Source organism: Stenotrophomonas sp. YIM B13575, assembly GCF_042787595.1.
Classification (GTDB): Bacteria; Pseudomonadota; Gammaproteobacteria; order Xanthomonadales; family Xanthomonadaceae; genus Stenotrophomonas; species Stenotrophomonas lactitubi_B.
The window spans coordinates 54,460-70,328 of the sequence record NZ_JBHZOP010000012.1 but is presented as its reverse complement, the minus strand read 5'-3'; the positions used below and the strand labels follow the sequence as shown (position 1 = coordinate 70,328).

Sequence of the window (15,869 nt, the reverse complement as noted above, 5' to 3'; positions counted from 1 at the left end):
CCGCTCCACGAGGACCTCCCCCATGAGCCTGCTCAACGCCTGGTTCAATACCTTCCTGCGCAGCCGACGCGCGGCCAACCTGTTTGGTCGTCGTGCCATGCCCGAAGCCGGTTACGGCCGTGGCAGCACGCAGGCCGCACCGGCCGCGCTCACCGCCGGACTGCTCGCGCTGGCACAGGGCAGCGAAGCCGATGCGCTGGCCACCCTGCAGTCGCACGTCGACGGTCTCAGCCCGCATGAGGCCGAAGAGCGCCTGCTGCGTTTCGGCCCGAACGAGGTCGACCACGAAAAGCCACTGCCGTGGTGGCGCCATCTGTGGCAGTGCTATCGCAACCCGTTCAACCTGCTGCTGACGGTACTGGCCGCGGTGTCCTGGCTGACCGAAGACGCCAAGGCGACGGTAGTGATCGGCGCAATGGTGGTGCTGTCCACCTTGATCCGCTTCGTCCAGGAGGGCCGCTCCAACCGCGCTGCCGAACGGCTGAAGGCGCTGGTGGGCAATACCGCACGCGTGCTGCGCCGCGCTGCGGGCACCGAGGCGGCGGAGGTGGCCGACCAGTATTTCGGCGCACAGCTGCACAGCCGGCGGCCGGCACGGCTGCTGGATCTGCCGATCCGTGATCTGGTGCCGGGCGACCATATCGTGCTGTCGGCCGGCGACATGATCCCGGCCGATTGCCGCGTGCTCGCGGCCAAGGACCTGTTCGTCGCGCAGGCTGCGATGACCGGTGAATCCTTGCCGGTGGAGAAGTTCGTGCAGCCGGGCAATGCCGAGGCTGGCCTGATGGAACAGGCCAACCTGTTGTTCATGGGTACCAATGTGGTGTCCGGCACGGCAACCGCGCTGGTGCTGGCGACCGGCAACACCAGCTACTTCGGCACCCTCGCCCAGCGCAGCAGTGCCAGCGATCGCGCACCGACGGCATTCCAGGCTGGCGTCAACAGCGTCAGCTGGCTGCTGATCCGCTTTGCTCTGGTGATGGTGCCGTTCGTGCTGCTGGTCAATGGCTGGACCAAGGGCGACTGGACCGAAGCCTTCCTGTTCGCGCTGTCGGTAGCGGTCGGCCTGACCCCGGAAATGCTGCCGATGATCGTCACCTCCACCCTGGCCAAGGGCGCGGTGCTGCTGTCGCGGCGCAAGGTGATCGTCAAGCGCCTGGACGCGATCCAGAACTTCGGCGCGATGGAAGTGCTGTGCACCGACAAGACCGGCACCCTCACCCAAGACAAGATCGCACTGGAGCGGCACACCGATGTGTTCGGCCAGGATTCCGAGGATGTGCTGACCTTCGCCTACCTCAACAGCCACTTCCAGACCGGCCTGATCAACCTGCTCGATCGTGCGGTGCTGGAGCATGTGGAGCTGCAGAGCTCGCTGCGTCTGTCACAGGACTACCGCAAGGTTGACGAGATCCCGTTCGACTTCGAGCGCCGCCGCATGTCGGTGGTGGTATCCGAGCGCGAGGACCATCACGAATTGATCTGCAAGGGTGCAGTGGAGGAGATGCTGGCGGTGTGCAGCACCGTGCGCGAGAACGGCCAGGACATGCCGCTGGATGAGCAGCGCCTGGCCCGCGTGCGGCAGACCACCGAGGAACTGAACGAGCAGGGCCTGCGTGTGGTGGCGGTGGCGATGAAGGAGACCGCGGCCAGCCAGAGCGTGTACTCGCAGGCCGACGAGCGCGAGCTGACCCTGGTGGGCTACGTCGCCTTCCTCGATCCGCCGAAGGAGTCGGCCGCGCAGGCGCTGCAGGCGCTGGCCGCGCACGGCGTGGAAGTAAAGGTATTCACCGGCGACAACGAGCTGGTTACCGCCCGCGTATGTGCCCAGGTCGGCCTGGATGCCGACACGATCGTGACCGGCCCGCAGATCGAGCGCATGGACGATGCGGCCGTGGCGCATGCACTGCAGGAACACCGCGTGTTCGCCCGCCTCACGCCGCTGCACAAGGAACGGCTGGTGCGCGAGCTGCGTGCACAGGGCAAGGTGGTTGGTTTCCTCGGCGATGGCATCAACGATGCCCCCGCACTGCGCGCGGCCGATATCGGCATCAGCGTGGACAGCGCGGTGGACATCGCCAAGGAGGCGGCCGACATCATCCTGCTGGAGAAGAACCTGATGGTGCTGGAGGAAGGCGTCATCCAGGGGCGGCGCACCTTCAGCAACATGCTCAAGTACATCCGCATGACCGCCAGCTCCAATTTCGGCAATGTGTTCTCGGTGCTGGTGGCCTCGGCGTTCCTGCCGTTCCTGCCGATGCTGCCGTTGCAGCTGCTGGTGCAGAACCTGCTGTATGACATCTCGCAGATCGCCATTCCGTTCGACAACGTCGATGAGGAGCTGGTACGCAGGCCGCTGAAGTGGAACCCGGCGGACATCGGCCGCTTCATGGTGTTCTTCGGGCCGATCAGCTCGATCTTCGACCTCAGCTGCTTCGCCTTGATGTGGTACGTGTTCGATGCACGCACGCCGGCCGACCAGAGCCTGTTCCAGTCCGGCTGGTTCGTGGTCGGCCTGCTGACCCAGACCCTGATCGTGCACATGATCCGTACGCCCAAGGTGCCATTCGTGCAGAGCATCGCCGCGCCGCCGCTGCTGCTGATGACCGGGGCGATCATGGCCATCGGCGTGATCCTGCCGATGAGCCCGCTGGCCGGCTACTTCAAGCTGCAGGCGCTGCCGGCCGGCTACTGGCCGTTCCTGGTGGCGATCCTGTTCGGCTATGCGGTGCTGACCACCCTGCTGAAGAAGCTCTACATCCGCCGTTACGGCTGGCAGTAAGCGCATCGGCGCAGGGAGAACCCTCATGGACTTCAACCCCCACCTGCCGGCGTTCAACGCCGGCGCCACCCTCAGCTCGCTGATCAGCCTGTCTGTCGCCTTCGTGCTGGGCGCGCTGATCGGCCTGGAGCGGCAGTTCCGCCAGCGCACCGCCGGCCTGCGCACCAACACGCTGGTGGCAGTGGGTGCCGCGGTGTTCGTCGACCTGGCCGTGCGCTTCCACGACATGTACGGCGGTCCGCCATCACCGCTGCACGTGGTGGCCTACGTGATCTCCGGTGTCGGCTTCCTCGGTGCCGGCGCGATCATGAAGGATGGCGCGCAGGTATCTGGCCTGAACACCGCAGCCACCTTGTGGGGCTCGGCGGCGGTCGGCGCCTGTGCCGGCATCAAGCTGCTGCCCGAGGCGGTGCTGGCTGCGGTGTTCGTGCTGGCCACCAACACCCTGCTGCGGCCGGTGGTGAACCGCATCCAGCGGCAACCGCTGCCGGAAGCGTTCAGCGAGGCAACCTACGCGATCAACGTGGTCTGCCAGCGTGAGCAGCAGGCCGAGGTGCTGGACCGTCTTCTGCTGTTGCTGGAACAGGCGCAGTACCCGGTGCGCGCGGTCGACCAGCGCCCGTTCGGCGAGCGCGATGTCGAGATCGAGGCGGTGCTGTACGCCACCACGGTCGATGGCGGCGAACTGGATGCCGTGCTGGCGACGTTGGCGGCCACGCCGGGCGTGCTGCAGGGGTTCTGGAACGCCAGCCTGGAGGAGTAGTGCCGGCCGCTGATGGACGCATTTCGCCGGGCATGGCCCGGCGCTACCGTGCACCGCCTTGGTAGGTGCCGACCTTGGTCGGCACAATCCGTGGGCCGCCATGATCGCGGACAACCCATGCCGACCAAGGTCGGCATCTACCGAACATCGCTTTGCTATCCTTTCCACACACGCCAGGGAGCCCCCGATGCCATCGCTGTCGCCCCGCCGCCCCCTGGTCGTGCTGGCCCTGATCATCGTGATGGCGGCCATCTTCCTGGTCGATACGGTTACCGATTACGCCGTTGCCGCCGCCTGCTTCTACGCAGCCGTCATCCTGGCAGCGTCGCGGCAGCTGCCCGCACGCGGCCTCATCGCGCTTGCGGCAGTCTGCATCGCATTGACCGCCATCAGTTTCTTCCTGACCCGTTTCGGCACCTACCGCATCGGCCTGGTCAATTCGGCCATCGGCATGCTGGTGATCGGCATCACCACGTATCTGGCATTGAAGATGGAAGCAGCCAAGGCTGCGGTGCAGGATGCACAGGCACGCCTGCTGCGGGTGGCCCGCGCCTCCACCGTCGGCGAGCTGACGACCTCCATCGCGCATGAAGTGAACCAGCCGCTGGCGGCCATCGCCAGCAGCGCGGAGGCCAGCCAGCGCTGGTTGGCCCAGGATCCGCCGAACCTGGACAAGGCACGGCAGACCATCGCCCGTATCGTCGCCGACGCCCATCGCGCCAGTGACGTGATCGCCCGCATCCGCGGCCTGACCCAGGGCGCCGCGCCCGAGCGCCAGGCCTTCGACCTCAACCTGGCCGTGGAGGAAATGCTGGCGTTGTCGCGCAGCGAACTGGAACAGCATGGCGTGACGGTCGCGCTGCTGCTGGGCAACGAGCTGCCCCCCGCCCATGCCGACCGCGTGCAGGTGCAGCAGGTGATCGGCAACCTCATCCTCAACGCCGTTGACGCGATGGCCGTAACGCCCATGGGCGAGCGCAGGCTGTCGCTGCTGACCGCACATGATGGGCAAGGCCACGTCAGCCTGAGCGTGCGCGATCGCGGAATCGGCCTGCCGGTGGAGCAGCCCGACCGCGTGTTCGATGCATTCTGGACCACCAAGGCGAATGGCCTCGGCCTGGGTCTCAGCCTGAGTCGCTCGATGATCGAGGCCAATGGTGGCCATATCCGCGCCGAGCGACCCTCAGGCGGTGGCGCCTGCTTCATCTTCGAGCTGCCCACGGCCACGGAGGACACGCATGCGTAAACCCACGACAACGCCCGTTGAACCGGCACCGATCGTCTATGTGATCGACGACGATGCATCGGTGCGTGCTGCGTTGGAAGATCTGCTGGCATCGATGGGCCTGCAGGTACGGGCCTTCGCCTCGACCGCCGAATTCCTGGCCCACGCGATGGACGACGCGCCGGCCTGCCTGGTGCTGGACGTGCGCATGCCTGGCCAGAGCGGACTGGACTTCCATCGCACCATGGCCAGCCACGGCCTGCACCTGCCGGTGGTGTTCATCACCGGGCACGGCGACATCGCCATGGGCGTCAATGCCATCAAGGAAGGCGCCATCGAATTCCTGACCAAGCCTTTCCGTGACCAGGAGCTGCTGGATGCCATCCACAAGGGCATCGGGATCGACCGCCAGCGGCGCCGCGAGGGCGACGTGCTGGGCGCGTTGCAGCAGCGCTGGGACACCTTGAACACCGGCGAGCGCGAGGTGGTCGACGGCGTGGTGCGAGGTCGCCTGAACAAGCAGATCGCCGCTGACCTTGGGGTCAGCGAGATCACGGTGAAGGTGCGACGCGCGCAGGTGATGCGCAAGATGGGCGCGCGCACGCTGGTGGACCTGGTGCGCATGTACGACCGGCTGCAGGCCGCCGCGCCCTGATCGAATCCCGCGGCGGCGCGGCACGCCCCGGGCAGATCCCGCATGCCCCTCTGCGAGGCATGCGGGACGGTGTTACCAGCTGAAGCCAGCGCCGGCCGAAACGCTCTGGTCACTGCCGCTGAAGGCGCCGCCGAGCGAAACCGACATATTCCTCTTCTCACCCATGATGCGCTGATAGCCGACGGCCAGAGCCGTACGCCCGTTCTGCGCACCCACACCGGCGCCGACACGGTTGTCGCCGCTCAGCCCAGCGGTGTTCAGGGCCATGCCAGCGTAGGCCGCGCTGATCGCACCCATGCGGTCGAAGCGCTTGTCGATCGCCTGGAAGCGGCTGTTCGACCAATCGCGCTCGGCCTGGAAGCGGTCTTCCATCTGACCGACATTGACGGCATCGGTCGGACGGGTACCGTTGGCCACGTTGCTGATGACGCGTTCATTGCCCTGGGATCCCACCGACACTTCCTGATCACGATCGGCGACCGAACCGGCGCCGATCGCCACGGAGCCGTTGCCGGACGCCGAGGCACCGTCACCGATGGCGACTGCCCCTTCGCCGGTGGCTGCAGCACCGCTGCCGATACCCACCGAACCGCTGCCGGCGGCCTGGCTGCCGTCGCCGATGGCAACCGAGCCCTCGCCGGTGCCCGGCGAGGTCCCCGGCCCGCCAGGATTGCCCGGGCCACCGATGTTGCCGTCGGCGATGCGCTCCTCGACCACGCCCACGCGGCCATCCAATGCCGCCCAGCGCGCTTCCCAATCGGCCTGCACCTGCCACAGCTGACCGCCATTGATCGCCTCGCGGCTGCCCGCAGCAATCAGGCCGTTGCCCAGGTTCGCGATGACGGTGCCCTGGCTGCCGCCCAGCGTAGCGCGGTCCAGTGATACGTCGTCGTAAACCAGTGCGCCCAAGGCGCGGCCATCATTCGGATCAACCAGGCCGGACGCCTTCAGCTGGGCAATGGTGGCCACGTCGGCGTCGTCAACACCATTGGCCACGCCACCGATGCGGCGGGCACCGGACGTGCCTGCCATGTCGACCAGGCTTCCACCCTGCTGGCTGCCGACCTTGATGCTGTCCGAAGTGGCGTCGTACTGGACGATGCCGGCCGAGCCGTTCGACAGATTGTTCACGTCCTGGCTGAGCTGGGTCAGGTTGCCTTCGTTGATGGTCACGCGCCCATCGAGGTTGCTGATATCGCCCTCGGCAACCGCGACGCGGTCGTTGGTCGCCTTCAACTGCGCGCCATTGACGGCCTCGTCGCTGTCGTCGGCAACGCGGCCCCCGGCAACGCCCTTCACGACGCGGTTGCCATCCGTACCGGACACGTCGACAACACCACCGCTCTGCAGGGCTGCCACACTGACCACGCCCGTGCTGGCGTCGTGGGTCACCAGGCCCAGACCGCCGGCCGCCAACTGGCTCACCTGCGAGGTCAGATGGGTGATATCGCCCTCATTGGTGGTTACCCGCGAATCCAGCCGGGTAACATCACCCTGGATGAGGGAGATGTTCCCTTCCGCCGCGACAACGCGCTCATTGGTGTCGTGCAGCTGCCCGCCATTGACCGCTTCGGTGCTGCCGTCGGAGACATCGCCGGCAGCAACGTTCTTCAACACGGTGCCCTGTGCGCCGCTGAAGCGCACCGATGCCTTGTCGGCACCGTCGTAGACCACGGCGCCTTCGAGCGTATCGCCGATCGCACCCATGTCGTTGCGCAGCCCCTGCTCGGTCGCCTGCAGCTGTGACAGGTTCACCGCATCGTTGGCCGACACGCCGTCGTCGACACCGGCCAGCACGCGATTGCCGCTGGTGCCGGCGAAGTTCACCGTGCCACCGTCATTGCCACCGGCAACGGTAATGGTCCGGGTAGTGGCGTCCTGGCGGACAAGGCCGACAGTGCCGGCATCGAGGTCGCTGACCAGGGTACTGACCCGGTTGTCGACGTTGGTCACCCGCCCGTCCAGCGTGGTGATATCGTCGGCGTTGCGCGCCACCCGCTCGTTGGTCTGGTGCAGCTGGCCACCATTCACCGCATCGGTACTGCCATCGGCAACATCACCGTCGGCGATGTTCTTCAGCGTGGTGCCATCGGCGCCACCGAAACGGACGGACGACTTGTCGGCACCGTCGTACATCACCGCACCGTCAACAGTGCTGGCCAGCGTGTCCAGTGCCGTGGTGTTGGCTGCGGTGCGGCCGTCGAGGTTGGCCAGTGCGGCACCCACGTTGCTGTGCGCGCTGCCGCCCACGTTGTAGCTCGGCGCGGTCACGTTGCCATTGGCATCGACGGATGCGCCCCCGCCCAGCGCGGCTGCCGTGCTGCCGGCGCTGGCCTTGAGCTGCGCGAGGTTCACCGCATCGGTATCGATCGTGGCGGCACGCACGTTGACGATCTGCCGTTCGCCGCCCACCGTACCAACCGACACACTGTCGGCACGGTTGGCCACCGTACCCTGGCCGATTGCCACGGCATTGATGCCGGTCTCGGTGACCTGGGCATTGCGACCCAGGGCAACGCCATACTGCGCGGCAGCGTCGACGTTGGCGTTGGCGCCCAGCGCCAGCGAGCGTTCGCCCTGCGCCCGTGCCGTATCGCCGAACGCCGAAGCGGCGACACCGCTCGCCAGTGCGGCATTGCCCGCAGCGGTCGCATTGTTGCCGGTCGCCTTGGCGTCAGTACCCACGGCCGTAGCGCGGGCCGCGGTCGCGCTGGAACCTCCGCCCACACTCAGGCTGAAGTTCCCGGTCGCGGTGGCGGCATAACCCATGGATACGGAATTGAAGCCGTCGGTTACCGCACGATCACCAATGGCGACGTTTGCAAGGTTGTTGGCCACCGCACCATTGCCAACAGCGACCGAGTTCGTAGCCAGTGCCTGCGAACCCGGCCCCACCGCAACGGCATTGGTACCGGGAGCGACGCCGCCATCCATGCCACCCAGTACGCCGATGCTGCGCGATGCCGGGGCATCGGCGATGCACTCTGCGCGCTCGTCCTCGCTGCCAGGGGTGCCATCGGGCGTGGAACAGGTCTGCGCGGCCATGGCGCTGCCGGCCGACAGGCCGACGGCGATCGCCAGCAGTGCACGACGACCACCGGCGCTGCGCTTGCCGCGGGCCGTGGTCAGTTCGGATGCGACCATCCAACGGCCGATGGCCTGGTTCCAGACGATTCGATAGATCTTGTTCATGGCGGTTCCTCGTAGTTGATTCGCGCGGTACATGACGTTGGCCGCGGGGGGTGGACAGTGACCTCGTAGTGCTTGAGGCCATGCTCCTATCCCCCCCCATCCGGAAACATCGGACGCGGCCTAATCACGCATCCGGAACCCAGGCCCGCGTAGGCATGCCGCGGCAATTCAGCTGCATGAGGACGGCCTTGCACAGCCATCTATGCAGTGGCAGAAAGGACGATGCGTGGCGCCGTGCGGCGCGCTATGGCTCCACACTCGGGGGCGTTGTAGCGGCCATCGCAGCCGCCCTGCCTGGTCGGGCCGGTCGAATGGCGGCCAATGCCGCGTCTACGGACAAATGCTGGAAAGCAGCGGTCCTGCCCCGAATCGGACAGGGCCTAAATGGCGGTTGTGGCAATGGCTGAACGCATGCCGTTCAGCCTGGCGGGGCCTCAGTTGTAGGTCATCGACACGGTGATCGGCCGGCTTACCGTTCCCGCTGCCACGGTCGCCGCGCTCTGCAGAAAACGCGCACGGAAGGCGTGGGTGCCGGCGGCGGTGGTCATCTGGGACAGACCGCCGGGAGGCAGCCGGGTACCGTTGCTGGTGCGCTGCAGTTCGATGCCGATGCCGGCCACACCCTGGAACAGCGTGCCATCGTTGCTGTCGGCGCTGCCGGTGAAGCGCAGGCCGACCCGGGTCACCAGTGGATCGCACTGGCTGACCACCACGTTGACGGCCTGGAACGGCGTACTGAAGGCGCCGGTGAACTGGGTAGCCTGGTAGGTTCCCAGGTCGACATCGGCCACGGCAATGCGACACACGCCCGGCAGGATGGTGCCGGTGACGTTGAAGTTGGTGGTGGTAGCGGTCTGTGCCGATGCTGCACCGGACAGCATCAGCAGAGCGGCCAGCCACAGGCCTGGAATAGAAGCACGCATGGGGGTTCTCAGTTGTAGGTCAGGGAAACCGTGATCGGTCGCTGGATGCGCCCGACGGAGACCGGCATCGCCGATTGCAGCAGGCGCGCGCGGAACGGAAAGATGCCTTCGGCCGTCACGTATTGCGTTCTGCCACCGGGCGGAATGGGCACGTTCAGCGTCGACACCACCCGCACCAGTTCCACGCCCACGCCGGGCACGCCCTGGAACAGGCGGTTGTTGTCGATATCGGCGGTGCCGTCGAAGGTCATGGCCACCCGCAGGATCAAGGGATCGCAGTCACTGACGGTCCCGCTGAAATCGACGTAGGCGGTGCCATGGCTGCCAGTGAACACGTTCGCCAGGTGCGACCCCAGGTCGACGTCCGGGAACGTGATCCGGCATGCACCGGGCAGGATCTCGCCGGAAACGGTGAATGGCTGGGTGTCCTGCGCCTGCACGCTGGCCGTCAACATGGCCAGCACCAGGAAAAGAGCAGTGCGATGCATGATGCACCTCAGTTGTAGGTGACCTGTACGGTCACGCTGGTGCGGATGGTGCCAGCCGTTACCGTGCCGGTGCGGACCAGGCGAGCGTTCAGCAGGTGACCGGCCGCCGGCGTTCCATTGGTAAGCCAGTCGAACCCCGCCTGGTTGGGTGCCAGTGTCTGCTGGGCAGGCGTGTACAACCACACGGCCAGGCCGCGCACACCGCCGCTGGCGGGTACCGCGAAGTAACGCGCATCGCTGCTGTCGGCGGTGCCCGCCATGCGCACGTGCAGCACGCGCAGATCGCTGGCGCAGCTGCTGCGGTTGAGGGTGAAGCTGACCGCGTGCGACTGCGGATTGGCGGTGAAGTACGGCGCGTCGAAGGTACCCACATCGACATCGGCGACGCTGAACTGGCAGGTGCCGGGCTGGAAACGGCCACTGAAGCGCAGGGTCAGGTCGGCCGCATGCGATGGCAACGGCAGCAGCCCGGCGAGCGCGGCCAACAGCAGGACAGCGCGCATGTCAGTTGTACTCCAGGGTGATGGTGGCCGCGCCATTGGCCTGCCCGGAGGACGCTGCGGCTGCAAGGCGGTAGTAACGTGCGCGCAGCATGATCGTGTACTGCGCGTTGTTGACCTCGGTCAGGGCCAGGCCGGAATCACGCAGGGTGTTGAAGCCGACCGAATCCTGCGCCTGCGTTCCGATCTGGATACCGATGCCGGTGGCGGTCAGGTTGACGCCGTCGTCCTGCAGCGCCATGACCGAGCGCGCACGGTCGGCAACCGCAGTGACCGGATCGACACGATAGCGGATGCGGTTGTCCACCCGCCCGTTGGCGGTCTGCACCGTACCGGTGGTCAGGTGGCCGCGGAAGCGGCCGAAGAACGCAGGACAGTTGCGCAGCACCACGGGCACATTCACCCAGCCCGTGCCAGTCCCGACCGCAGGGATTTCGCTCATCTGGTGCACGCCCAGGTCCACCGGCACGTCGCTGGTGGTGCACGTGCGCGAGACAATGTTCAGGCTGCCCTGCACGCGCCCGCTCCAGAAGAGCACGTTGCGGTTGGCTCCGGTCATCCGGTACTCGAACTGCGGCAGGCTGACGCCGGTCACGGTGCCTGCGTTGATGGGACCGATCTTGATCAGGCTCACATCGAAGGCCTGTGCCGGTGTGAACAGCAGGACGGTAGGTGGCGGAAGGTTGGTTTCGTCTTCGACCAAGAACGGAAATCCTCTTCCGCTGTACCACACGGCCACACCCACGCCCGGTACATTGGTCTCATACACGGTGCCGTAGCTCGGGTGCACGTAGCTCGAAGCGCGATACGGCAACGACGTGTACTGGCGGATGCGGTCCATCCGACCAGGCGTGCAGGTAATCTCGTTGCCGGGGCCAGGGTAATAGGTTGCCCGGAAGATCTCGGTTCCCACCGGCACGTCCGGACCGACGGTGATCGAGCCATTGAGGTTTGCGATGTTGACCAGCGGCGCATTGCCGTCGGACATCCGGCAGTTCTGCGCCCAGACAGGCGCACTGGCCAGCAGCATCGCGGCCAGCAGGACTCGGGCCATCAGCATGATCGGGTTCATGGCGCTTTCTCCAGAGTAACCAGGTGAGGAAGAGCGCCGGGGCCGGGCTGCTGTGCAGCGGCCGCGGTCTGGCAGCGCGCTTCCACTACGGTGTAACCATCGCCGGAACGTGAGGTCGGCACCTGCACCTGCATCACGCATTGCTCGTCGCTGTCAGGACCCCATTGCACATGCACCGGACCGGAAGCCTGCAGGCCGGTGAGCAGCAGGCGGCTGCCCTGCCCCACCACACCGACATTGGTGCCCTGGGCGTCAGTGGCCTCGGCACCGAACGGCAATGGCCGACCGTCATCGGTACGTGCGTCGACCATCAGGCCATGGCTGGCGCGGGTACTGAAGGCCAAGCGCACCAGCGAGCCGGCACGCGGCGCGACGCTGCGTGCCGTTTCCTGCAGTTCCACGTCGAAGCCGGTGCCCTTGGGATCGATCGAGATGGTGTTCAGCTGGTAAGGCGTCAGGAACGGGACCACGGCGTAGCCGCGCTTGTCCAGGCGCGCACCCCCACCGTTCTCGATGCGCGCACCGGCCGCACCAGCGGCGTGCACCAGTGCTGCCGTTTCGCCCAGTGGCGGGGACAAGGTCAGCCCATCCCCATGCAGCACCATGCCACCCGCTGCGCCCATGCCCAGCTGGGTATAGTCGCTGCCCCTGCTGATGCTGGCCGTCCACTGGCCGCGCGCACCGCGGTAGCCGGTGTTGAGATCGACGCTGTTGCTGCCCGCGATGCGCGACAGGGTGGCGCCATAGCTGAAGCGGTCGTCCCGCGCGGAGAGGCCGTTGGTCGACAGCTGCGTGGCCGGTTCGCCATTACGGCTGCGGGTATGCATCAGGTTGCCCAGCGGCGCCCGCGGCGACCTGCCCAGCGGCAACGACACCATCAGCATCAGGCGGTTGTCCACGCGTGCCTGCTGGGCTCTTGCGGCCGGCACGTCCGCGCCGGGAATACTGTCCTGCAGATAGCCGCGACCAAAGTCGATCGAGTCGCGGGTGCGCTGGAAGTTGAGGCTGTAGCTCAGTGCTTTCCACTGGTTGCTGTAGCCGATGCTCAGGTCGAGCTGGCGGCCGGGTGCGTTCCAGAAATCGCGACGGGTGCCGATCACGAACAGCTGCCCGCCGCGCTCCCCCAGCTGCTGGTTCATGCTCAGGTCCATGCGGTTGCGCTGGCGGGCCACGGTGTCGATGTCCAGGTCGCGGGCACGCGCGTCGCGCAGCGATGCCCAGTCGCGCAGGCTCACGTAGTCGCGGGTGGCATAGCGGTAGGCGGCCACGGCAAAAGACGTTCCGGTGCGCACCACGTTGCGGTTGTAGGCCAGCCGGAAGCTGCTGCCGGACATCGGCGGCAGCCCCTGCACGGCCATCCGCGCCAGCGACACGTCTGCGGCCACCGCGCCGAAGGACGTGTTGATCGCCGCACCTGCAAGGGCGGCGCGATAGTCTTCACCCACGACCATGCCGCCGTAGGTGCTGAGGGTGTTGCTGAGGCCGCGCTGGTACTGCAGCTGCAGCAGTTCCGGCGCTGCACGCAGCGAACTCTCGTCGACACGGCCGGCCGACGCGCTCCAGCGCGACTGGCCTGGGCGCAGCAGCTGCGGCACGGCCGAGTACGGCACGGTGAAGCGGTGCGAGCGGCCATCCGCTTCGCGCACCTCCACCTCCAGGTCACCGGCATAGCCGGTTGGATACAGATCGTCCAGCTCGAACGGCCCCGGAGCCACGCTGGCCTCGTGCAGCACGCTGCCGCGCTGGCGCACGATCACCCGTGCATTGGTCTCGGCCACGCCGCGGATCACCGGTGCGAAGCCACGCTGCGACTGCGGCAGCATGCGGTCATCGCTGCCAAGGCGCACGCCACGCAGGCGCACGCCTTCGAACAGGTCACCCGGCGTGGAGGTGTCACCCAGCATCAGCTGCGCCTTCCACGGCACGATATCGTGCTGCAGGTAGGCGGCCGTGGAACGGTAGCGCTGCGGCTGGCTGCCGCCCAGGGTCATCGCGCCCTGGTGCACCAGCTGCCATCCGGCAACGCGGCCGGTGGCGTTCAGGCCCAGGAAGCCCGAATAGCGGGCCGTGCTGCCGTTGTTGTAGTGGTACGCGTTGGCGTTGTAGCTCAAGGCGAACGCGGGCACGCCGGCATCCCACTGGCTGGGATCGACGTAACCGCGTGCTTCGCTGCGCAGGTAGAGCTGCGGTACCTGCAGGTCCAGCGTCTGGCTGCCGGCATCGAACGTTGCCGTTGCGCCCGGCACCAGGTCACCCAGGCTTGCGCAGACCAGCTCCTGCGGCCACGGCAACGCAGGCAGGTGCTCCGGGTCTGCCTGCAGCCGATCCACGGCAATGCCGTACGCCTGCAGATGTGCAGGGTCCAGGCACAGCCGGGAACTGCCCTCCACCTCGCGGTAGAGGATGTCCGTCCGTGCCTGCCACTGTCCGTTGAGACGGACATCACCACGGTAGGTACCCGGCGCGACGTAGTCAGCCTGCGCGAAGCGCTCCAGGTCAAGGCGGGCCGACGCACCGGCCGGCAGGAACGCCGCATCGAACGTGACCGCTTCGTCGACGCCGGATTCCGCCGCCGAAACGCTGTGGGCGAACAGGATGGTGGCCACCAGCATCGGCAGCCGGGCATGCCGCAGGCGGCAGGCGCCGTTGCCCGGCGCCCGGATCGGGGCGTTCATCAGGGTGTCTCCGCGGGGACAGGGAAAGGCGCGCAGGCGGTGCGCGCTGTACTCAGGGCTGCAAGGCGACCTGGGTCGGCACCAGGGCGCCGAAATCGTTGATGACGGTGATCGCGCCCTTCAGCTCGCCCTGCGGAGGAGCGGTGAGCCCTTCCAGCGCGAACTCGGCCTGTGCGAACGGTGCGACCATGCCGCCCCCCTGCATGCCTTGTTCCTTGCCATTGGCCCACAGGCCGACGCTGGCGAAGTTGACGTGGTAAGGCGTCGGGTTGTCCGCACGCAGCACCAGTCCGGAGGACGCGGAGTGCAGCGACCAGCGCACCTTCTGATGCGCCAGCACCGGCTCGCCGGCCAGGTTCGGCGGGCGGTAGAAGACCTTGATGCGGGTACGGAAGGCGAACTGCAGGATGTTGGCCGTGCTGCCACCGGTCTTCGGCGGGATCTCGAGCATGTTCAGCCAGTACAGCGTTTCACGATCGGCAGGCAGCGTGGCACCGGTGAACAGGATGCGGGCCGTCTGCTGCTTCTTCGGGTCCAGGCGGAACACCGGCGGCGCGACCGCGAACGGCGCCTTGGCGCTGTCCGGCGTGGACTGGTCATCACCATCATCCAGCCACACCTGGACCAGCGCGGCGCGCTCGCCTTCGTTCATGAATTTGAGCGTGACTTCCTTGTCCTGCGCGGGATAGACCACGCGGGTGCCACCGATCACCACCGATGCGTCGGCAGCCTGGGCGAACAGTGTGCCAAGGGCGAGAACGCCGGCACAGAGCGTGCGGTTGAAGGAAAGCATGGATCACCTCATCGATGAGGCCGGCCACAGGGCCGCCGGCAAGTGCCGACGGCCCTGCGCGGCATCAGTTGTAGACAACCTTGTAGTTGACGTACGACTGCACGAAGCCGGGCGCAGCAGCGCCGTTGACGGCGACGTACTGGCTGGCCATGTCGATCACGGCGGTGTTGTTGGCGATGGTCACCGGATCGGTCTTGAAGGCCGGGTCACGCAGATCGACCACGGCGTTCTTGTACAGCACCTGGATCTGGGTGTTGACGGCCGGTGCATTGGCTTCCTGGTTGCGCAGGTTGCCGTTGCCCGCGTCCACCTGGCCAGCGGTCGGGTCGAAGTACAGTTCGGCGATCTTGCCGTTCTGGCAGGTGCCCTGGCCCGGGCCGCCGATGACCAGCTGGAACGGATGCAGGCCCGCGACGTCACCGGCCGCTGCCAGCTGGTTGGCCTGGACCGGGTCCATCGGCACGGTGATGTTGGTGGTGCCGATGGCGCCTGCACCGCCGGAGATCGTGCAGGTCAGGTCGGTCACTTCACCGGTGAATTCGATGATGCCCGAGCCGTAGGACTGGGCATTGGCGGCCGCAGCGGCCAGCAGCAGGGTTGCAGCGGAAGCAATCGGGAGGAGCTTCATGGTGTTGGATTCTTCTTCACAGGTGTGATCCGCGCGAGGCGGTGAAAAGGCCCCGCCGCCGGGGAGGACGGCGGGGCCGGGAACGGGCGGGACACCTGGGGAGAAGCGTCCTTCCCGGCAGACCGGTTCATTGGCCTACGGGAGGAATGCTAGGAAGTGAAGGCGATTGCCTC

Annotated in this window: 12 protein-coding genes; 4 read left to right on the top strand and 8 right to left on the bottom strand. The window is 66.9% G+C overall.

Features of this window, described 5'->3' with window-relative positions:
- Positions 1 to 22: 22 nt before the first annotated feature.
- From mgtA to ACFX4F_RS02515, 4 genes are all read left to right on the top strand, one after another.
- Complete coding sequence (mgtA, locus tag ACFX4F_RS02530; protein WP_099818570.1) at positions 23 to 2,782, top strand: magnesium-translocating P-type ATPase; 2,760 nt, start codon at positions 23 to 25, stop codon at positions 2,780 to 2,782.
- A gap of 25 nt (positions 2,783 to 2,807) precedes the next feature.
- Entirely contained in the window at positions 2,808 to 3,545 is a 738-nt protein-coding gene (locus ACFX4F_RS02525; RefSeq protein WP_380651898.1) for an MgtC/SapB family protein, read from the top strand.
- Positions 3,546 to 3,732: 187 nt separating this feature from the next.
- Positions 3,733 to 4,791, top strand: coding sequence for a sensor histidine kinase (locus tag ACFX4F_RS02520; RefSeq protein WP_380651895.1), 1,059 nt, complete (start codon positions 3,733 to 3,735; stop codon positions 4,789 to 4,791).
- A complete protein-coding gene (locus ACFX4F_RS02515; protein WP_099818573.1) occupies positions 4,784 to 5,425 on the top strand; it encodes a response regulator transcription factor in 642 nt (213 codons plus the stop codon). Before ACFX4F_RS02520 ends, ACFX4F_RS02515 begins: the two co-directional genes overlap by 8 nt.
- A gap of 72 nt (positions 5,426 to 5,497) precedes the next feature.
- Here the strand turns inward: ACFX4F_RS02515 and ACFX4F_RS02510 are convergent, their stop codons facing one another.
- The 8 genes from ACFX4F_RS02510 to ACFX4F_RS02475 form a co-directional block, all read right to left on the bottom strand.
- On the bottom strand, positions 5,498 to 8,617 hold the full coding sequence (locus tag ACFX4F_RS02510) for an ESPR-type extended signal peptide-containing protein (protein WP_380651892.1): 3,120 nt from the start codon (positions 8,615 to 8,617) through the stop codon (positions 5,498 to 5,500).
- A 434-nt stretch (positions 8,618 to 9,051) separates the two neighbouring features.
- Positions 9,052 to 9,540 (bottom strand): fimbrial protein, encoded by a 489-nt coding sequence (locus tag ACFX4F_RS02505; RefSeq protein ID WP_380651889.1) that lies wholly within the window; start codon positions 9,538 to 9,540, stop codon positions 9,052 to 9,054.
- Positions 9,541 to 9,548: 8 nt separating this feature from the next.
- The gene (locus tag ACFX4F_RS02500; RefSeq protein ID WP_380651886.1) at positions 9,549 to 10,028 is read right to left on the bottom strand and encodes a fimbrial protein; all 480 of its coding nucleotides are present in this window, start codon (positions 10,026 to 10,028) and stop codon (positions 9,549 to 9,551) included.
- 8 nt (positions 10,029 to 10,036) lie between these two features.
- The gene (locus ACFX4F_RS02495) at positions 10,037 to 10,531 is read right to left on the bottom strand and encodes a fimbrial protein (protein WP_380651883.1); all 495 of its coding nucleotides are present in this window, start codon (positions 10,529 to 10,531) and stop codon (positions 10,037 to 10,039) included.
- 1 nt (position 10,532) lies between these two features.
- Positions 10,533 to 11,600 carry a fimbrial protein gene (locus tag ACFX4F_RS02490; RefSeq protein WP_380651880.1) on the bottom strand — a complete coding sequence of 356 codons (1,068 nt, stop codon included), beginning with the start codon at positions 11,598 to 11,600 and terminating at the stop codon, positions 10,533 to 10,535.
- The gene (locus tag ACFX4F_RS02485; protein ID WP_380651877.1) at positions 11,597 to 14,275 is read right to left on the bottom strand and encodes a fimbria/pilus outer membrane usher protein; all 2,679 of its coding nucleotides are present in this window, start codon (positions 14,273 to 14,275) and stop codon (positions 11,597 to 11,599) included. Before ACFX4F_RS02485 ends, ACFX4F_RS02490 begins: the two co-directional genes overlap by 4 nt.
- A gap of 52 nt (positions 14,276 to 14,327) precedes the next feature.
- Positions 14,328 to 15,068 (bottom strand): molecular chaperone, encoded by a 741-nt coding sequence (locus tag ACFX4F_RS02480; protein ID WP_099818581.1) that lies wholly within the window; start codon positions 15,066 to 15,068, stop codon positions 14,328 to 14,330.
- Positions 15,069 to 15,132: 64 nt separating this feature from the next.
- Positions 15,133 to 15,696: a fimbrial protein gene (locus tag ACFX4F_RS02475; RefSeq protein ID WP_099818582.1), complete on the bottom strand. Its 564-nt coding sequence runs from the start codon at positions 15,694 to 15,696 to the stop codon at positions 15,133 to 15,135.
- Between the last annotated feature and the right edge of the window lie 173 nt (positions 15,697 to 15,869).